This is a genomic window from Parasphingorhabdus litoris DSM 22379 (assembly GCF_020906275.1).
GTDB classification, from domain to species: domain Bacteria; phylum Pseudomonadota; class Alphaproteobacteria; order Sphingomonadales; family Sphingomonadaceae; genus Parasphingorhabdus; species Parasphingorhabdus litoris.
Genome location: NZ_CP086727.1, coordinates 2,489,257 through 2,507,670, shown reverse-complemented (window position 1 = coordinate 2,507,670; position 18,414 = coordinate 2,489,257). Strand labels below are relative to the sequence as shown.

Sequence of the window (18,414 nt, the reverse complement as noted above, 5' to 3'; positions counted from 1 at the left end):
GCGAGCAGGATCGCAAGTGGGGGAAGCGTGCACGATAATATCAAACCTAATTGGCTGTCGGAGATTGTCCGGCGCTTTTCCGTGTTCGTGTACACTCTTACCGGCTGGACAGCGGTGCAGGAAAACCCGGCACCACGTAAATGTGTGATCATTGCCGCGCCGCACACCAGCAATTGGGATTTTATCTATTTCTTTGGGCTAACCAACAGCTTGAAAATCCAATCCTATTGGATTGGCAAAGACACGCTGTTTAAATGGCCGTTCGGTGACATGATGCGGCGTATGGGTGGTATTCCTGTGGATCGGTCCAAATCGCAGAATATGGTCGATGCGATGGTTGAAGAGTTCAACAAGCGCGATGATTTTATATTGACCATCCCGCCGGAAGGGACGCGCGGCAATGTCCGCCAATGGCGAACGGGCTTTTACTATATAGCGCTCAAGGCCAAGGTGCCGTTGATCATCGGTATGATGGACTATGCGAAGAAGACGGGCGGACTGGGGCCGCAAATTGAGGTGACCGGCGACTATGAAGCCGATATGGCGAAGATCAGCAGCTTTTATCACAGTGTCACGCCGAAATTCCCTGAAAAAGCCATGGATGATATCGTCCACACCAATCCCGACCCGGAACCGAGCGAAGGACGATCGGGAGAAAAGGGGTGATGTTGCTCGCAGCCCTCGGTCAAAATTTTGCACTTCTGGTGGCAGTCATGATTATTCTCTGGCTGGTTTCGGTGAAAATCCGGGATGTGTCCTTTATCGATTCCTTCTGGGCTTATGGCATGGCGATCATGGCAGGCGCATCAATCCTGCAGGTGGGAAATGCGGGCTGGCTCGGTTGGACGATCTTTGGTTTGACGATGACCTGGGGCGTGCGTTTGGGAACGCATCTTTACCTGCGATGGAGCAAGGAAGGCGAGGATCCACGCTATACCAAGATAATCGGCACTGCGATGAAGAAAAAGGGTTGGAGCTTTGCAAAAACGGCATTGATAAAAGCGTGGGTGTTGCAAATACCGCTGCTTTTCATGGTCTGCTTGCCTGCGCAAATCGGGATATTGCTGTCGGGCGATCAGGGGCTTGGGCCGTTAGCGGTTATCGGTCTGGTACTCGCGGTCATCGGTATCGTTTTCGAAACGGTCGGGGATGCGCAATTGAAAGCGTTCAAGGCGGATCCGTCGAATAAGGGCAAGGTGCTCGATACCGGGCTTTGGCGCTACACTCGTCATCCCAATTATTTTGGCGATTTCTGCACATGGTGGGGGATATGGCTGGTTGCGGCACAAGTCGGTTGGCCAGCGTGGGTGGCGATTATCGGGCCTTTGTTCCTCAGCTTCACGCTAACCAAATGGAGTGGCGCACCCATGCTGGAATATGCGCTGCGCAAGAACCGGCCGGATTATGTTGACTATATCGAGCGGACATCCGGTTTTTTCCCGTTGCCGCCGAAGCGAGGGTGAGCTCTGAATAGATGTGCTCCGCACTTGATGCGGAGCCTAGGTTAGACGGGCGTGGCAGCCATCCTGGGCTCCGCATCAAGTGCGGAGCACGTCACTGCTAACACAACCACTAAGCTGCGGCGGCCAGCACCTTGTTCTCGATAATCTGCGCAAACACATCGCTGTCTTGCGCACCGGGAACCATGAATTTCTTGTTGAAGATAAAGGCTGGTACGCCGGAGATGAAGCGGTCTTGCCATTGGGCTTCAACCGCACGGACATCCGCAGCGTACATGTCACTGGCCAGCAAGCTGCGGACGCGTTTTTCATCCAGGCCGACAGAGCCAGCCACTTCGGTCAAAATTTCATGATCGCTGACATCTTTGCCATCGGTGAAATGCGCTTTGAACAGTGCCAGTTTCAGTGCAGTCTGTTTGCCGGTTTCGCCGGCCCAGTGGAGCAGGCGGTGCGCATCAAATGTGTTCACCATCCGCATATTCTCACGATAGCTGAACTCAAAGTCGAGATCGCTGCCGGCGTTGCGCAGCCGTTCACGATTGGCTTTGCTTTGCTCTGGCGTGGCGCCATATTTCTGCGCCATATGCTCGTTGATATCCTGTCCCTCGGGCGGCATGTTCGGGTTCAGTTCAAATGCATGCCAGGCGAGGGCGAATTCTGCTCTGCCTTCAAAGCGCTGCATCGCCTGTTCGAGTTTTTTATACCCGATGATGCACCAGGGGCAGACGACATCAGAGACAATATCGACGGTAATTACCGGGGTCTCTGACATAGTCTATTTCCTTATATGATTGGATGCCGGGTCAGGCTTTTTCTAAAGTGCACTGGAGTGGGTGTTGGTTCTTGCGAGCGAAGTCCATCACCTGTGTTACCTTTGTCTCGGCAACTTCATAGCTAAAGGTGCCGCAAATTCCGACGCCCTTCTGGTGGACGTGCAGCATCACCCGGGTCGCTTCATCAATATCCATCTGGAAAAAGCGCTTGAGGACAAGGACGACAAATTCCATCGGAGTATAGTCGTCGTTGAGCAGCAGGACTTTGTAGGGATTGGGTTTCTTGGTCTTGGTCCGCGTTTTGGTAGCGATACCGAGATCGGTATCATCGCTGTCCCCGGTACCGTTGTTGTCCGCGCCGTCATCATCATCCCCGGCCATTGCCATGCCTGATTGCAAGGCTTCGCCGCGTCCCAAAAAAGGCGGTTCGGCTTCGATTGGTGATAGGGAGAGAATCTCTGCTGTAATCATGTCTGTCAGGATATGGTATTTTCACCCTTGAGGGCAAGTGGCGGATTGATCAATCCACGATGATTTTACGATAAATTGACCCAACATGGGCCAAATGAAAAAGGCCGCTCCCGAAGGAACGGCCTTTTGCGTGACGATTAAAAGCAGCTTAAGCGGCTTTTTTGATCTCTTTACGGATGGTGCTAACGCGATCAGCAATTGGCTGATAGGCTTTGCCAGCCAATTTGGTTACGGCATCCATGTTGTTTGAAGTCTGTTCCATAACCCGGTCCAGGCTGCTGCGCATGAAGTCAGCTTGCATTTCAACGAAATCTTTTGGCGTAGCAACATTGAAAGAGCTTTTCAGAACGTTGCTGGCTTCCGCGAAGTTTTCGCGGGTATATTTAACGTTGGTTTTGCCGATTTCCTGAGCGCCTTGAGCGGTGATTTTGCCGCTTTCGACGAGGGTTTCAACGTTAAGACGGTTGAATTCAACAGCGTCTTTGGAAACTTCAACAGCACGGTCAGCTACTTCTTTGGCACGCTCTTGAGCGGTCGCGGTCAGCTTCTCAAGCTGAGCCTGCAATTTGGCAGCCATGTCCTGCAGAGCTTTTTTGTTGGTGGTAGCCGCTTTTGGAGCAGCCTTTGGAGCTGCTTTCTTTACGGTTTTCTTCACAGGCGCTTTCTTAGCGGTGGTTTTCTTTGCGGTTGTCATCTTGGTCGTTCCTTTTTTAACAGTCTTTTTCGCGGTTGTTGCGGCGCGTTTCGGAGCGGCTTTGCGCTTCGTAACAGTCTTTTTAGGAGCCGCCTTGGTTGCTGCAGGCTTCGTTGCAGCGGGTTTTGAAGCCGTTTTGGTTGTTGCAGCAGCAACCGGCGTTTTCGCAGCAGGAGCCGCGGCGGTTGTTGGTGCAGTCTTCGTTGCTGGCTTGGCAGCTGCTTTAGGAGCAGGTGCAGCTTCAGCAGCTACGGATTTCGCTGAGGCAGCGGCTGAGTAAGCCGCTTCAGCAGAGAGGCTGGCGGGCTTATTAGCAGCCGGAACAGCCTGTGTATCAGTCGTTTTTGTATCAGCCATCTTTGCTTCCATTTGTTTGTTGCAGTGCACAAATAGGGAAGGCTTACGTTAAAGTCAAGGAAAAATGTTGCAGTGCACAATAAATGAGATTTGTCGATTAAAATTCATTAATATCAGTGCTATATGCAAGATCTGAAGCTGATCACTTTCGTGAGTTTATACAGTTTCTACACAGAATCGGCTAAAAAATCCTTCTCTGTTGCCACGCAGCAAAAAGCCTTTTCCGCCTTTACAGAAGAAATCACTCAGCGCGCATTGCCATAGCATGTCGCTGGACATGTAGGAAAGGACTTCGCGCTCTCTACACATCCAGCGCTCGGTTAAATCAGGTTCGTCGTTGTAGCGACCGCCAAGAGAGAGAAAGCGGCGATGCAAATATTTGCTGTGACGCCGACTGACAGGCGGATCGGCTTGGCGACGGCATCAAAGCGTGCTTCATATTCGGGATGCTCGGTGCCCATCATCCGGTCCCACCAGGTGAAGTAGAGGCCGAAATTGCTGTTACCCTGACTATGGTGCAAGTCATGATGGGTGGTTGTGGTGATCCAGCCGACAAATTTGTTGCGCGTCCAGCCGGCCGGGAATAATTCTACCCCGGCATGCCCCATAACATTGCGAACAATCATATGGGCGAGGAACAGGAAGATCGCGAATGGATACATGCCGCCGAACACAACCGAGATGATGAACAGATAGATCGGCACAAAGGCAGCCTCGGCCATCGCCTCGAACGAGGAGAAGCTATATGCCGCCCATGGCGTCGGGGTGCGCGACTTGTGATGGTGCAGGTGTGAGAAGCGGAACATGGTTTTCGTATGCAGCCAGCGATGCATCCAATAGAAATAGGCATCATGCGCAACGATCATTGCCAATAGCTGAACTATGAACAAGGGCCAGAGTATCTCGCCGGTCATGACCGTGATCCAGCCCGCTGCTTCCAGCAAAACTGTGCTGATTGTGGTCAGACCGAAAACGACAACTGTGCGCATGGAAGACAGAAATTCGCGTTTATAGTCAGCGAAACCAGCCTTGCGGGATTGGATGCGCCGGGCGGCGCTCCATTTACCAAATGCCCACAGGATTAAGGACAATGTGCCTGCCGCGATCAAATAGCGGCCCAGATCAAAGGTAAAGGCACCAATCATATGGTCCACTATGGCGTTGAAAAGTTCAGGCATAACATTCTCCATCACAAGCGTTTGTTGTTTGATGAAGGCAAAGTGAAAGAAAGCCGCATCCGTCTCTCTGCAATGCTGAAAAATGCTGTGCGATTTTGAAAATGATCAGACTATTTCAGTTTTGATCAATGGCTTCCTTGCGAAAATCACTAGGTGTTTGGCCCGTTTCCGAGCGAAAGGCGCGATTAAACGGCGCCAGCGATCCATAGCCCAAATCCATCGCTATTGTCAGAATCGGCAAGTCTACATGCGCTCGATCAGCCAATTTTTCCTTGGCTTCGGCGATTCGATAGCCGTTGAGAAAGGACGAAAAATTGCGATGGCCGAGTTGTTTGTTGATCAATGCGCGTAGCCGGTGCTCTTGCGTATCGAGCTGTGCGGCCAGCGTCGCTATTGTCAGCGACGGGGTGCGATATTGTCCTTCTTCCATCGCTGCGATGAGCTTGTCATGCAACACGGTTTCCGATGGTGAGAGATTTAGAAAGGGACGGGCTTGCGGTTGATTGGTGACGGGTTTTGCAAATAAATCACCGTCCGCTGTCAGTACCGCCATGCCGGCGCCAAGAACCAGGATCAGGATCAGCATCGCATTGACCGCTGATACGCCTGGGATATTGTCCGTAGGACCGAAGAAAAGTTCATAAGTCAGAACGCCGCCAACCTCTAGTCCGACAAAAATCGGCAAAAACATTCTGATCAGCCGCCGCTTTTCAATCAAGTCATCCGCACGGCCTGTCAGGGCAATGATGATGAGATGCGCGACTAATGCAAGGGAAAGAAAACGGATCGCATAGAAGGTAAACCATCGTATGCCTGGCACAGTGACAGCCATGATCCATAACAGCGCAAGCAATATTGGCACGGCAATAAGCAAGGCCTTGGCAATGCGGCGCTCAAACAGCTGGTGCGCAAATATCCATGCCCAGACGGTTGTTGATACCGAAAGAAAGTCAATAGCTCTGCGCCAGGGAAGCGGCGGTGCTAGCGTGATTGATGAATTGATCAAATAAGCCATTGAACTGATCAGCACGCCCAATAGTGATATTTTTAGACCTAGCCGGGTCTTGCTTGTCAGAAGAACACCAACGATCATGATCTGCCCGCCCATGGTAAGCAGTCGCAATATCGTATCGACCAATGCCAGATCTATTCCGCCGATGGTTATAACCTTCCCTGTTGGGTGCTATGCTAGCTCATCTTTTTCAGTTCGCAACGGGAATAACGGTGATACGTCTCTTCGGGCTATCGCGGATTATTCTTTTGTTTCCGAAACAGCTATGTGTAACAGCTTAACCATGCAGCGCGAATGTCCCCCATGTCTCAACTGAAATCCATCGCGACCGCCCTTCCAGATCACAAGATCAGCCAAGAGGATGTTCTGGCGGTACTGGCCAAGGCGCGCGGGGCTGCGTTGCCCGCGCGATTGAAACAGATATTGGGCAATAGCGGGATTGCCCATCGCTATATTGCCCGGGACCCTGATTATTATCTGGAACAGCGCAGCTGGCCTGAACGTGCGCAGATCTATGATGAAGTGGGCAGGGCGCTGGCCGGACGGTCAGCGACGGCGGCACTGGAGAAAGCGGCCTTGCGGCCTTCAGATGTTGACGCGATTGTGATGATCTCGACAACGGGCACAATGACGCCTTCCATTCCCAGCCGATTGATCGAGGCCATGGGGTTTCGTCAATCAGTGCAGACCGTGCCCGTATTCGGCTATGGCTGTGCAGGCGGGATATTGGGCATAAGGCTGGCCAATGACTTGGCCGATGCCAATGGCGGGCAGAATGTTCTGCTGATCTCGCTGGAACTATGCAGCCTGTCCTACGACTATAGCCAGTTCGACAAGAAGAATATGATCGCAACGGCGCTGTTTGCCGATGGCTGCGCGGCAGCTGTGCTGACCGGCAAGGCAGGGCAGGGTGAGGGGCCGTCCTTCCGCGCCTTCGATCAGAAAACCTGGCCCGATTCGCGTGATATGATGGGTTGGGATATTGGTGAAACCGGATTTGATCTGGTGCTCGCACGGGATATCCCAACCTTTGTGGCTAAGGACTTCACGCCCTTCTGTGATCAATTCCTAAGCGAGCAAGGCCTGGAAAAATCGGATATGAGCGAGCCAGCCTGTCATCCCGGTGGCGGACGAGTGGTTGAGGCGCTCGAAGACTATTTCGCGCCAGAATTGCCGGGCATTCCTGCAACCCGCGAGGTGCTGAAACATCACGGTAATATGTCATCGCCGACCGTGCTGTTCGTGCTGGAAAAACTACTCAGTAGTAACCCTAAGAGGCCGGTATTAATGACTGCTCTTGGTCCAGGCTTTACATCCGTGCTGGGCATATTGGACCCGGCAGGAGCAGATTGATGAATGATTTAGGTGCCATTTTTACGACCCCGCCAACGCTCGTCACCTGGGTTCTCATCTATATTGTTGCGCAGCGGTTGGGCGAACTGGTCTATGCTAACCGCAATACCCGGCGGTTATTGTCCGAAGGCGGTGAGGAGTTCGGTGCGGATCACTATCACTGGTTTATCTTCCTGCACAGCGCGTGGTTAGCGATCATCTTTCTGCTGGTCGATCCGCTGCGGGAGCTGAACCCGGCCCTGCTGGCGCTGTTTATTGGCACCCAAGTCCTGCGGGTCTGGACCTTGGCATCAATCGGTCGCTGGTGGACAACGCGGATCATATCGGCGCCTCATTTCGACAAAGTGAAACGCGGGCCATATAAATATGTCAGCCATCCCAACTATCTGGTGGTGGTGCTTGAAATCGCGATTGTTCCTTTGTTGATGGGCTTGCCATGGGTGGCGCTTCTATTCTCGATCCTGAATGCAATCCTGCTGCGCCATCGGATCCGCGTGGAAAACACGGTGCTGGGACAGCGCGGGCAAAGCGAAGCCTAGGTCAGAATCTCGCCGTCAACTGCACCCCGTAAAAGCGTGGTTCGGCCGGAATGAAGGTCGGAATCCCAAAAGCACCACCGGTATTGCCGGCATCGAGCAGATAGTTTTCATTGGTCAGGTTCCGCGCGAAGCCAGCCACTTCAAATTGTTCATCGGCAAAGGATATACCTGCGCGCAGGTTGACGAGCGTTACCGCATCCTGGCTGATCGCCTGGCTGTTCGGAATTTCAAAGAATATCCGGCTGCGATAGGTGATAGTCGGCGTCACGAAGAAACTGGTGCTGTCGTTGATTGGATAATCAACTGTGAAGCCGCCAGCGGTCTGTACTTCTGGCTGCAACCGGAAGCGGGCATCGCGAAATGCCGGGGCAATATCGTCCGTATTGTCGATACCGCCATCGATATAGCCGATATTGGCGAATATGTTCAGCCAGTCGGCGGCCTGAATGCTGACCTCGGCTTCGACCCCGAAATTCTTGGCGCTGCCCGCACTTTGGGTTTCCGCAAGGCCGGTTTCGGGGTTTACGACGCTGACCTGAAAGCCTTCATAAGTCTGGTAATAGACGCCGAGCGAACCTGACACCGGACCGAAGGATCCCTTCAAGCCCACTTCGTAATTCCATACGGTTTCCTCATCGATCGCGGTGAAGTCGGCAATCGGGCCATTTGGACCGCTCGTTGCATCCAGATCGACAGTCGGCGAGCGGCGACCTTTAGAGATGGTGGCAAAGCCGTTAACATCGTCGGAGAAGCGGTAGAGAATATTGAAGCGTGGGAGAAAGGCCTCAAAGCTGTCCTCGGTTCGGAATGTTTGGCCAGCTGTATCTGTGACAGTAAACAAGGGCACGCCGGCCAGCACGGAATTGGGAGCGAATGCCCGATAGCCGGAACGGCGCTTTTCGATAAGCGCACGGATACCGGCGGTTAGTTCCAGTTCCGGGATTGGAATCCAGGTACCGTCGGCAAAGACCGAATAGCTGTCATTCTTGCCGAGATTTTCAAATTCCAATGTGTAAGGAATGGCCGTAAACGCGCCGTTGGTGAGTGCTTCGATAGCGACACCGGCGGGAATGCCGTCAGCGCTTACACAGGGAACGCCGACAACAATCTGACCTTGTAGGCACTGCAGGAATGTGACCTCATCCGTGGCTAAGGGCACGCGCTGGCTGCCATCCTCGCGAAAGATATTCCAACCGAAGGAGCCGCGAAATGTTGTGCCGTTATTATAGGAGAAACGGGTCTCGTGGCTCCACTGGTCGCCCTCGGCATCCTCGGCAAATTCCAGATAGGTAGCTACCGAGCCATCGGCATCGAACACTTCATTGGAATCGAAATTGCGATAGCCGTTGACCATGGTCAGCGTCCATTCGTCAGCAAAGTTCCATGAAAAGGTGAAATTGGCGTCATAGACATCGCGGGTCAGGCCAAGCTCATCATCGCCCAAAATCTCGGGGAAAAAGGGCGATCCGGCGAGAAAGGCCGGGCCAAAAGGATCGGCCGGACCAGCAGTTGTCGGTAGCGAGCCGGATATAAACGGCGTGCCCGAGTTGCGCTGGCGGTCATACGTGAAAATCAGGTCAGCGGTGAAATCGTCGCTGGGCGTGTAGCGCAGCGATCCCCGGATACCGAGCTGGTTCTGCGCATAGAGATCATCCTGATTGGGTGCGAGATTTTCGACATAGCCATCGCGGCGTTTATAGGCAAAAGCCACGCGTCCGGCGATGATGTCCGACCCCGCGTTGAGGTGACCCGCCACCGTGTAGGCGTCGAAATTGCCATAGCTGCCTGACAGTTCGCCGGAAAAGCCGGGCTCCGGCTTGTTCGAGACAATGCTGATCGCACCAACCGCAGAGGCCGTGCCGAACAGGGTTGCTTGCGGGCCCTTGATCACCTCAATCCGTTCGATGTCATAGGCATCCTGATAGGAACCACGAGAGCGGGAAATATCGATGCCGTTATAGTAAAGCGTGACCCGCGGCGCCTGTTGGGCCGAACCGCTGTCAGAAGTAATCCCGCGAATGACGACACCGGGATTATTGGCGCTTTGTTCCTGAATATTCAGACCGGGCACGAAGTTGGACAGCTCATCAAGATCCGACACGCCCAGCTCGCGAAGCCGTTCGCCGGTCGCGGCAGAAATGGTGATCGGTACATCGGTCGAACGCTGCTCAATCTTCTGTGCTGTCACGATGATGACATTGTCGTCGCTGCCGTCTTCTGCCGCATTGTCCAGATCATTTTGCGCCGCAGCAGGAGCGGCAAGGGTAGAAAAACAAAGCGTGGTTGCAAGAGCGGGCAGGGAGGTTTTGCATGTCAATTTCACGAGAATCAGCCTTTACTAGGAGCAGGGGGAAACTGACTGTGCAAGTGCAGCATTGCTGTTACCGCATGAGGCAATCCGTGTGACAGATTGAAGAAGACCATGCGTCTATAATGTGACGAACTGGCTTTGGTCTCTGAAGTCGGCCAAATTTCCGGGCCAATATAGACGATCGCTTTGGGTTCTAAAATCGACGTTGCCTTGAGCCCGTGACCAATGATAGTCTCCGTAATGCCCAATATTTGCTAATCGAGTTGGTGTTTTTCTTTAGTCCAAACGTCAGTTCGGGGACGTTGAACCATTGCGAACAAAGAATATTGGCAACAGGCTGACAATCCAGACGGGAGACTATTCATGTTCTTGCACGATATTGGGATTATTCCAGGCGGTACAAAAACTAGTTCACCGGATTCGGGCAAACACGCGATCACAAATTTATCGCGGCGCGGTTTTGTTGTCGGGTCCAGCCTGTTTGTCGTTGGCGTCGCTCTTGTTGGCTGCTCCAGATATGAAGAACCCAAAATTGATCCCGACGCTATTGATTTGCCGGAAGCAGGTCCCAGCCCGTTGACGGAGGTTAAGGGCGGCGATGCAACGCCGGCCCTATGGATTGCCATTGAAGAAGATGGTGCGGTCAAGATCACATGCCACCGTTCGGAAATGGGTCAGCAGGTTTGGACCGCAATGGCGCAGATTGTTGCCGACGAGCTAGAGGCTGATTGGGACAAGGTCGAAATTGTTCAAGCCGAAGGGCATGAACGCTATGGTGATCAAAATACCGATGGGTCGCGGTCGGTACGGTATAATTTTCATCGGCTGCGTATAGCTGGTGCCGCCATGAAACAGATGTTGACCGAGGCGGCCGCTGTTTACTGGAAAATGGAGCCTTCAGAATGCTCAGCTGAACAGGGCCTCGTTAGCAATAGTCAGAATAGCGACACCTTGTCTTACGGCAACCTCGCGAAACTGGCGGCCAGACTGCAAGTTCCCGAAGAGGCGGAAATTACCGTCAAAGACCCGAAGGACTGGCGCTACATCAACAAGGAAATCCCATCATTGACCATCCCGCTTATCACGCGGGGTGAAGGCACATTTGGCATCGACGTTGATCGGCCCGACATGGTTTATGCTGTCGTAGCACGACCGCCACAAGTGTTTGGCAAGACAGGCGCCGTCAGCGACGCGGACGCGTTGGCAATTCCCGGTGTGCTGCAGACGGTGAAACTGCCCGATGCCAAACCACCAGCTCTTTTTCAGCCACTGGGCGGTGTGGCCGTGGTAGCGACCGATACATGGGCCGCTATTCAGGGGCGCAATGCGCTGGAGGTAGACTGGATCGACGGTCCCAATGCCAGCTATGATTCCGAAACATTCGCCGAGCAGATGAAGGCGACTGCGAAGCGGCCTGGTACGGTTAGACGCAAACGCGGTGATTTGGCTTCGGGCCTGGCAAATGCTGCGCAGCGCATAGAAGCGGAATATTACGCGCCGCATCTTTCACAATCACCGATGGAGCCGCCTGCGGCAACAGCTGAATGGAATGGAGAGAAACTAGAATGTTGGGCTTGCGTCCAAGACCCGCAAGCGACGCGCCAGACGCTGTCCGATCTGCTGAAAGTCGATAAAGAGAATATTACTGTTCACGCCACCTGGTTGGGCGGTGCTTTCGGCCGTAAATCCAAACCGGATTTCGTCGTCGAGGCGGCCATGATTGCCAAGGAAGTGGGTAAACCTGTCAAGGTAACCTGGACCCGGGAAGATGAAGTGCGTCATGGATTCTATCACTCGGCAAGTGCGCAACGGCTGGAGGCCGGACTGGATGAAGATGGAAAGTGCACGTCTTATCTGCACCGTACGGTCTTTCCTCCCATTGCCTCTACATTTGTTCCGGGCATGGATGTTCCGACAGATGGAGAAATGGGCCTGGGAGCGACTGATGTGCCGTTCGCTATGCCCAACCTTCAAGTCGAATCGGGCAATGCAAAAGGCCATGTTCGCATTGGCTGGTTGCGCGCTGTGTCCAATATATATCATGCATTTGCGGTTCAGAGCTTTGCCGCGGAAATGGCGCATGCCGCCGGGAAGGACCAGAAAGACTATCTGTTGGAGCTGATTGGAGATGCCCGCACGATAGACCCCAATGCTGAAGGCGCGACCTACCCGAATTACGACGCGTCAATCGAAGAATACCCGATCGAAACAGCGCGGCTCACCAATGTGGTGAATATGGTTTCCGACATGGCCAAATGGGGACGCGAGATGCCTTCGGGGCATGGCCTTGGCATTGCTGTTCATCGCTCGTTTTTATCTTATATTGCGACGATCATCGAAGTGGCCGTCACGCCCGAAGGCGCTCTGACCATACCGGGCGTTTGGCTTGCCGCTGATTCCGGTACGGTCGTTAACCCGCGTCACGCCCGTGCGCAAATGGAAGGTGGAACGATTTATGGCCTGTCCAACGCATTATTCGGTGAAATAACGGCCAAAAACGGGGCTATCGTACAGGATAACTTCCCGTCTTGGCGGGTATTGCGAATGGGTGAGGCGCCCAAGGCATTTGAGGTGGAAATCGTCAATTCAAATAGCGCTCCCGCCGGTGTCGGTGAGCCAGGAACGCCGCCTGCCGCGCCTGCTCTTACCAACGCAATATTCAACGCTACTGGCCATCGGATCAGAACATTGCCGATTATCGGCGCGAGCGGCAGTCGTCTGACTTTGCCGACCGAAGCAACCGCACAAGCAGAGGAATAGGCCATGACCACTACATTGAACATCAACGGAAAAGACGAAACGGTGGATGCAGCGCCCGGTACACCTTTACTCTGGGTCTTGCGCGATCATCTCAAAATGACCGGCACGAAATTTGGATGCGGCGTTGCGCAGTGCGGTGCCTGTACTGTGCATGTCGATGGCACCCCCACGCGATCCTGCATTACGGCGCATGATACGCTTGAAGGCGCCAAGGTAACAACTATCGAAGGTGTAACCGGAAGTGCGGCCGACGCCATCCGAGAGGTTTGGGTGAAAAATGATGTCCCGCAATGCGGCTATTGCCAATCGGGCCAGATCATGGCGGCCACAGCTTTGTTGGCGGAAAATTCAAATCCGAGTGATGAAGATATCGATGCTGCAATGAGCGGAAACATCTGTCGCTGCGCCACTTATATGAGCATTCGCCGGGCAATTAAGGAGGCGGCTGGTTAAAGCCGGTGATTGGATAGATAGGGCGGTTTTCGCGAACATCGTTTCGCAATGCCATTTTATGTTCGTTTTCAACAGTTGCCGACGGAGGGCCTTGCACAGGCGAGGCATGGATATCCGCTGCCGTCGATGTTCGGCCCGCTTTGGGCGCAGTCCTTGTGCGCACCGCCAGCAGACAGGAAGCGGCACCGTCCCGATAGGAAATGATCAAATTTCGGATACGCTTCGAAATTAAACCAGCCGCTTCATCTCAAATGACGGATGAAAACTTGACCTATCCGTATTACCTTAATAATACAGTGAGGCAGGGTAACTCTACTCTGGCAATTGGAGCCTCATATGAAAATCCTGTCAAAAGCCTGTTTGGTTGCAGCCACCCTATTTGCCATGCCAGGCGTTCAATTGTACGCGCAAGACCGGCAATCCCAAGCCAACGATTGCGAAGTCGGTATTTACCGCAAGGATGGTACAGGCTTTGTGGTTATCACAAAGCGCGAAAATACATTCCGATATAGTTTCGACAATGGTGAGGTTGGCAAAATCGGCACGCCTGATGCTCGAGTTGCCTGCATGAGCGGCGCGGTGCAGGTCAATAGGTCAGATATCTGGAAAAAAGTTCCGCTGGTGCAAACCGATACGCTGATTAACGCCGGAAGTGTATTGCTGGCCGGCCGGTTGATCGAACCGCTGGATGCTTCCAAACAGACGCCATTGGTCGTCTTTGCTCATGGCTCGGAACCTCTGGGTTGGATTGATAGGGTTCGCTATCCCTATATGCTGGCGGCCAGAGGGATCTCGGTCTTTGTCTATGACAAGCGTGGCACAGGTCTTTCGCAAGGCAAATATTCTCAAAATTTTCCGCAACTGGCCGATGATTTGGTTGCCGCAGCCTCGGAAGCCAGGCGGCTCGCGGTCGGGCGGTTCGGGCGTTTTGGTCTGATCGGCGTGAGCCAGGGCGGCTGGATCGCGCCGATGGCGGCCAATCGAGCCAAGGCGGATTTTCTGGGCATCGGCTATGGTCTGGCGATCAATATGAAAGAGGAAGACGCCGCACAGGTTCAAAAAGAGCTGCGCGATGTCGGCTATGGCGATGATGTGCTGCGCAAGGCAAAGCGGATAACTGACGCGACCGCCAAAGTTGCCTCGACCGGATATCGGGAAGGCCTGGGCCAACTGGCCGAGGTACAGCGCTTATATGGCGAGGAACCGTGGTTTGAGAAAGTCAAAGGCGGTTATACTGGCGTTCTGCTGAGCAAGTCCGTTGATGACCTGCGGGAAAATGGCATCCCACAATATGATGGCCTTAATGTTGATTGGTCCCACGACCCTATGGCGATATTGCGGCAGGTAAAGATACCACAGCTATGGGTTCTGGCCGAAGAAGACCGGGAGGCACCTGTGGCTGAAACGCTGGATCGTTTGCGTGAGCTTCGGGAAAATGGGCAGGAGGTAAACATTTTCATGTTTCCCGATACGGATCACGGCATGTGGGAGTTTGAGCAAGACGACAATGGTTCGCGGCAGCTGACAAAAATCGCGGACGGATATTTTCGGCTCCTGGCCGACTGGGCGGAGGACATGCTGAACGACCCCTACGGCCGCGCGCGCATCGTGCGATAATCATTTCGCTTGTATCAAGGCATGCCACCCCTTGACCCCCACCCGAATCCCCGCTAAGGGCCGCGCTTCTGCTCAGGTGTGATCCGTCACACCCGCAGAAAACTTACATAGGCAAAACACTTTCGGCGATTTGGCCGTGAGAGTAACCCTAGTTTATCTAGATCCAATAAGGTGAAGACTTTATGCCAACGATTAATCAGCTCGTCCGTAAAGGGCGGGTGCCACAGAAGACGAAGTCCAAAGTGCCGGCCATGGAAGCCAACCCGCAGAAGCGCGGCGTTTGCACCCGTGTCTACACAACGACTCCAAAGAAACCAAACTCCGCTCTGCGTAAGGTTGCCAAGGTTCGCCTGACCAACCAGCGTGAGGTCATCAGCTATATTCCAGGTGAAGGTCATAACCTTCAGGAGCATAGCGTTGTTCTCATTCGCGGCGGCCGTGTGCGCGACCTTCCCGGTGTGCGTTACCATGTGCTGCGCGGTGTTCTTGATACGCAAGGCGTTAAGGACCGGAAGCAATCCCGTTCCAAATATGGCGCCAAGCGTCCTAAGTAATCGGTCAGATAGGAGTTATATAATATGGCACGTCGTCGTCGTCCCGAGAAACGGGTAATCCTTCCTGATCCAAAATTTAAGGATCAGGTCCTTTCCAAATTCATGAACAACCTGATGCAGGATGGTAAGAAATCTGTTGCAGAACGCATCGTTTATGGCGCGCTGGATAGCGTAGAAGCCAAAGCGAAAAAAGATCCGCTGCAGATGTTCCATGATGCGCTGAACAATGTGAAGCCGGGCATCGAAGTCCGCTCTCGCCGTGTTGGTGGTGCAACCTATCAGGTTCCTGTCGAAGTGCGTCCCGAGCGTGCTCAGGCTCTTGCGATCCGCTGGGTCATTGCTGCTGCTCGTGCACGTAGCGAGACCACCATGGCGGCGCGTCTGTCCGGTGAGATCCTGGACGCTTCCAACAATCGCGGCAATGCGGTGAAGAAGCGGGAAGATGCGCACAAGATGGCCGAAGCCAACCGCGCATTTGCACATTACCGCTGGTAACATTATATAAAGGCGCAGGGGTTGCAGAGCCTCTGTAAATTCCTGCGCTTTTCACATTGTTGTATTTGTAACTAATCAGGGCTGGTCATCGCTGGCCCGTTTCACTATAGGGGCGGCGCTAATTGGGGCCCCTTAATTCTGGAGTAAAGATTATGGCACGCAGCCATCCGCTCGAACGATATCGCAATATTGGCATTATGGCCCATATTGATGCTGGTAAAACGACCACAACGGAACGTATCCTGTATTATACGGGTAAGTCCTACAAGATCGGCGAAGTGCATGATGGCGCGGCGACGATGGACTGGATGGAGCAAGAACAGGAGCGTGGTATTACCATTACCTCTGCTGCGACCACCTGTTTCTGGAATGCCGAAGACCGCAAGGGTCCTGAGCACCGGATCAACATCATTGATACACCAGGCCACGTCGACTTCACGATTGAAGTTGAGCGTTCTTTGCGTGTGCTCGATGGCGCGGTTGCCTGTTTCGACGGCGTTGCCGGCGTTGAGCCACAGTCTGAGACCGTATGGCGTCAGGCTGATAAATATAAGGTGCCGCGGATGTGCTTCATCAACAAGCTCGACCGGACCGGTGCGAACTTTGAATTCTGCGTAAACTCCATCGTTGAGCGTCTCGGCGCGACCCCAGCTGTCTTGTATCTGCCTATCGGTATCGAAGCGAGCCTGGTTGGTCTGGTTGACCTGGTGAACCAGCGTTCGATTACATGGAAGAACGAAGATCTTGGCGCTGAATATTCTTATGGTGAAATTCCAGAAGATATGGCTGACCAAGCGGCTGAATATCGCGAGAAGCTCATCGAGCTTGCTGTTGAGCAGGACGATGACGTGATGGAACAATATCTGGAAGGCAACGAGCCTGATGCAGCGACTTTGAAAGCGCTCATCCGTAAAGGCACGCTGAACCAAAGCTTTGTTCCTGTGCTTTGTGGTTCGGCCTTTAAGAACAAAGGCGTTCAGCCACTGCTCGACGCGGTAGTTGATTATATGCCAAGCCCGCTCGACGTTGATGCCATTAAAGGTGTCAAGCTGGACGGTGAAACCGAAGATACGCGTCCATCAAGCGATGACGAACCATTTGCGGCGCTGGCCTTTAAAGTCATGAACGATCCTTTCGTTGGTACTTTGACCTTTGCCCGCATCTATTCCGGCAAGCTGGAAAAAGGCACGGTGCTCAACTCGGTCAAGGACAAGAAGGAAAAAGTCGGCCGCATATTGGAAATGCACTCCAATGACCGTAAGGACATTGAAGAAGCATTTGCCGGTGACATCATTGCTCTGGCCGGCATGAAGACCACCACCACCGGTGACACGCTTTGTGCCGCAGAAGATCCGATCATTCTCGAGCGGATGGAATTCCCGGATCCGGTTATCGAGCTTTCGGTTGAACCAAAAACCAAGGCTGACCAAGAGAAGATGGGCGTTGCGCTTAATCGTCTCGCGGCGGAAGATCCAAGCTTCCGGGTATCGACGGACCATGAATCCGGTCAGACGATCATCAAAGGCATGGGCGAGCTTCACCTTGACATCCTGGTCGATCGCATGAAGCGTGAGTTCAAGGTGGAGGCCAATGTTGGTGCGCCGCAGGTTGCTTATCGTGAATCGCTCGGCAAGGCTGTCGATGTTGACTATACGCATAAGAAGCAGTCCGGTGGTTCCGGTCAGTTCGCGCGTATCAAGTTTGAAGTCACGCCTGGTGAGCGCGGTGAAGGCATTACCTTTGAAGACGAAATCAAGGGCGGTAACATTCCAAAGGAATATATCCCGTCAGTTGAAAAAGGTATGCGTGAAACGGCTGAAACCGGTTCTTTGATTGGCTTTCCGATCATCGACTTTAACATTCGTGTTTATGATGGCGCGTTCCATGATGTTGACTCTTCGGCGCTGGCTTTTGAAATTGCGGCGCGCGCTGCAATGCGTGAAGCGGCCCAGAAGTCTGGCATCAAACTGCTTGAGCCCATCATGAAAGTCGAAGTGATTACGCCGGAAGACTATCTTGGTGACGTGATCGGCGATCTCAACTCTCGCCGTGGCCAGATCCAGGGTACCGACACGCGCGGTATCGCTCAGGCTGTGGACGCGATGGTCCCACTGGCCAATATGTTTGGTTATGTGAACGAGTTGCGCTCTTTCACGCAGGGCCGTGCACAATATTCGATGCAATTTTCTCACTATGAGCAGGTGCCGAATAATGTCGCTGAAGAATTGAAGGAGAAGATGGCTTAATCGCCGCTGCTCTTTTTACGAGTAACCGCGCTTACCTTTTGGTTCTGGCTCAAGAAAAAAGCCTAGAGGTTAAAAGGGTGTTGACAGATTTGGATAGTCTCGCCAAAGCGCGGCACAGACTATCAAGACGATAGAAATTAG

16 protein-coding genes are annotated in these 18,414 nt (G+C 53.3%); 10 read left to right on the top strand and 6 right to left on the bottom strand.

Annotated elements, in window-relative coordinates:
* Window positions 1–27 precede the first annotated feature (27 nt).
* Both BS29_RS12165 and BS29_RS12160 read left to right on the top strand, forming a co-directional pair.
* Window positions 28–666, top strand: coding sequence for a lysophospholipid acyltransferase family protein (locus tag BS29_RS12165; protein ID WP_229953905.1), 639 nt, complete (start codon window positions 28–30; stop codon window positions 664–666).
* Window positions 666–1,463, top strand: a complete 798-nt coding sequence (locus BS29_RS12160; RefSeq protein ID WP_229953904.1) for a DUF1295 domain-containing protein — start codon at window positions 666–668, stop codon at window positions 1,461–1,463. Before BS29_RS12165 ends, BS29_RS12160 begins: the two co-directional genes overlap by 1 nt.
* 109 nt (window positions 1,464–1,572) lie before the next feature.
* Here BS29_RS12160 and BS29_RS12155 read toward each other — a convergent pair whose 3' ends face one another.
* The 5 genes from BS29_RS12155 to BS29_RS12135 all read right to left on the bottom strand — a co-directional run bounded on the left by BS29_RS12155 (window position 1,573) and on the right by BS29_RS12135 (window position 6,071).
* Complete coding sequence (locus tag BS29_RS12155) at window positions 1,573–2,232, bottom strand: DsbA family oxidoreductase (protein ID WP_229953903.1); 660 nt, start codon at window positions 2,230–2,232, stop codon at window positions 1,573–1,575.
* A 31-nt stretch (window positions 2,233–2,263) separates the two neighbouring features.
* A complete protein-coding gene (gene clpS, locus BS29_RS12150; RefSeq protein WP_229956865.1) occupies window positions 2,264–2,620 on the bottom strand; it encodes an ATP-dependent Clp protease adapter ClpS in 357 nt (118 codons plus the stop codon).
* A 232-nt stretch (window positions 2,621–2,852) separates the two neighbouring features.
* Window positions 2,853–3,755, bottom strand: a complete 903-nt coding sequence (locus BS29_RS12145; protein WP_229953902.1) for a phasin family protein — start codon at window positions 3,753–3,755, stop codon at window positions 2,853–2,855.
* A 320-nt stretch (window positions 3,756–4,075) separates the two neighbouring features.
* A complete protein-coding gene (locus BS29_RS12140) occupies window positions 4,076–4,933 on the bottom strand; it encodes a sterol desaturase family protein (protein ID WP_229953901.1) in 858 nt (285 codons plus the stop codon).
* Window positions 4,934–5,048: 115 nt separating this feature from the next.
* The gene (locus tag BS29_RS12135) at window positions 5,049–6,071 is read right to left on the bottom strand and encodes a helix-turn-helix domain-containing protein (RefSeq protein WP_229953900.1); all 1,023 of its coding nucleotides are present in this window, start codon (window positions 6,069–6,071) and stop codon (window positions 5,049–5,051) included.
* A gap of 177 nt (window positions 6,072–6,248) precedes the next feature.
* Between BS29_RS12135 and BS29_RS12130 the strand changes: the two genes are divergently transcribed.
* Both BS29_RS12130 and BS29_RS12125 read left to right on the top strand, forming a co-directional pair.
* The gene (locus BS29_RS12130) at window positions 6,249–7,298 is read left to right on the top strand and encodes a type III polyketide synthase (RefSeq protein WP_229953899.1); all 1,050 of its coding nucleotides are present in this window, start codon (window positions 6,249–6,251) and stop codon (window positions 7,296–7,298) included.
* On the top strand, window positions 7,298–7,837 hold the full coding sequence (locus tag BS29_RS12125; RefSeq protein WP_229953898.1) for an isoprenylcysteine carboxyl methyltransferase family protein: 540 nt from the start codon (window positions 7,298–7,300) through the stop codon (window positions 7,835–7,837). Before BS29_RS12130 ends, BS29_RS12125 begins: the two co-directional genes overlap by 1 nt.
* Window position 7,838: 1 nt before the next feature.
* Here BS29_RS12125 and BS29_RS12120 read toward each other — a convergent pair whose 3' ends face one another.
* Window positions 7,839–10,160 (bottom strand): TonB-dependent receptor, encoded by a 2,322-nt coding sequence (locus BS29_RS12120; RefSeq protein ID WP_407673703.1) that lies wholly within the window; start codon window positions 10,158–10,160, stop codon window positions 7,839–7,841.
* Between the two features lie 351 nt (window positions 10,161–10,511).
* On the opposite strand from BS29_RS12120, the gene BS29_RS12115 reads away from it, so the two are divergent.
* The 6 genes from BS29_RS12115 to fusA all read left to right on the top strand — a co-directional run bounded on the left by BS29_RS12115 (window position 10,512) and on the right by fusA (window position 18,273).
* Window positions 10,512–12,908 (top strand): xanthine dehydrogenase family protein molybdopterin-binding subunit, encoded by a 2,397-nt coding sequence (locus BS29_RS12115; RefSeq protein WP_229953897.1) that lies wholly within the window; start codon window positions 10,512–10,514, stop codon window positions 12,906–12,908.
* 3 nt (window positions 12,909–12,911) lie between these two features.
* Window positions 12,912–13,361 (top strand): (2Fe-2S)-binding protein, encoded by a 450-nt coding sequence (locus tag BS29_RS12110; protein ID WP_229953896.1) that lies wholly within the window; start codon window positions 12,912–12,914, stop codon window positions 13,359–13,361.
* Window positions 13,362–13,697: 336 nt separating this feature from the next.
* The gene (locus BS29_RS12105) at window positions 13,698–14,978 is read left to right on the top strand and encodes an alpha/beta hydrolase family protein (protein WP_229953895.1); all 1,281 of its coding nucleotides are present in this window, start codon (window positions 13,698–13,700) and stop codon (window positions 14,976–14,978) included.
* 182 nt (window positions 14,979–15,160) lie between these two features.
* On the top strand, window positions 15,161–15,532 hold the full coding sequence (gene rpsL, locus BS29_RS12100) for a 30S ribosomal protein S12 (RefSeq protein ID WP_067198316.1): 372 nt from the start codon (window positions 15,161–15,163) through the stop codon (window positions 15,530–15,532).
* Window positions 15,533–15,556: 24 nt separating this feature from the next.
* Window positions 15,557–16,027 carry a 30S ribosomal protein S7 gene (rpsG, locus tag BS29_RS12095; RefSeq protein WP_109356539.1) on the top strand — a complete coding sequence of 157 codons (471 nt, stop codon included), beginning with the start codon at window positions 15,557–15,559 and terminating at the stop codon, window positions 16,025–16,027.
* 152 nt (window positions 16,028–16,179) lie between these two features.
* Window positions 16,180–18,273, top strand: coding sequence for an elongation factor G (gene fusA / locus BS29_RS12090; RefSeq protein ID WP_229953894.1), 2,094 nt, complete (start codon window positions 16,180–16,182; stop codon window positions 18,271–18,273).
* The last annotated feature ends 141 nt before the right edge of the window (window positions 18,274–18,414 follow it).

What these genes read in the sequence shown, in the direction of transcription:
- BS29_RS12155 (WP_229953903.1), bottom strand. Translation starts at nt 2,232, where the DNA reads ATGTCAGAGACCCCGGTAATTACCGTCGATATTGTCTCTGATGTCGTC.
- rpsL (WP_067198316.1), top strand. Translation starts at nt 15,161, where the DNA reads ATGCCAACGATTAATCAGCTCGTCCGTAAAGGGCGGGTGCCACAGAAG.
- BS29_RS12140 (WP_229953901.1), bottom strand. Translation starts at nt 4,933, where the DNA reads ATGCCTGAACTTTTCAACGCCATAGTGGACCATATGATTGGTGCCTTT.
- BS29_RS12125 (WP_229953898.1), top strand. Translation starts at nt 7,298, where the DNA reads ATGAATGATTTAGGTGCCATTTTTACGACCCCGCCAACGCTCGTCACC.
- fusA (WP_229953894.1), top strand. Translation starts at nt 16,180, where the DNA reads ATGGCACGCAGCCATCCGCTCGAACGATATCGCAATATTGGCATTATG.
- BS29_RS12115 (WP_229953897.1), top strand. Translation starts at nt 10,512, where the DNA reads ATGTTCTTGCACGATATTGGGATTATTCCAGGCGGTACAAAAACTAGT.
- clpS (WP_229956865.1), bottom strand. Translation starts at nt 2,620, where the DNA reads ATGGCAATGGCCGGGGATGATGATGACGGCGCGGACAACAACGGTACC.
- BS29_RS12160 (WP_229953904.1), top strand. Translation starts at nt 666, where the DNA reads ATGTTGCTCGCAGCCCTCGGTCAAAATTTTGCACTTCTGGTGGCAGTC.
- rpsG (WP_109356539.1), top strand. Translation starts at nt 15,557, where the DNA reads ATGGCACGTCGTCGTCGTCCCGAGAAACGGGTAATCCTTCCTGATCCA.
- BS29_RS12110 (WP_229953896.1), top strand. Translation starts at nt 12,912, where the DNA reads ATGACCACTACATTGAACATCAACGGAAAAGACGAAACGGTGGATGCA.
- BS29_RS12130 (WP_229953899.1), top strand. Translation starts at nt 6,249, where the DNA reads ATGTCTCAACTGAAATCCATCGCGACCGCCCTTCCAGATCACAAGATC.
- BS29_RS12105 (WP_229953895.1), top strand. Translation starts at nt 13,698, where the DNA reads ATGAAAATCCTGTCAAAAGCCTGTTTGGTTGCAGCCACCCTATTTGCC.
- BS29_RS12145 (WP_229953902.1), bottom strand. Translation starts at nt 3,755, where the DNA reads ATGGCTGATACAAAAACGACTGATACACAGGCTGTTCCGGCTGCTAAT.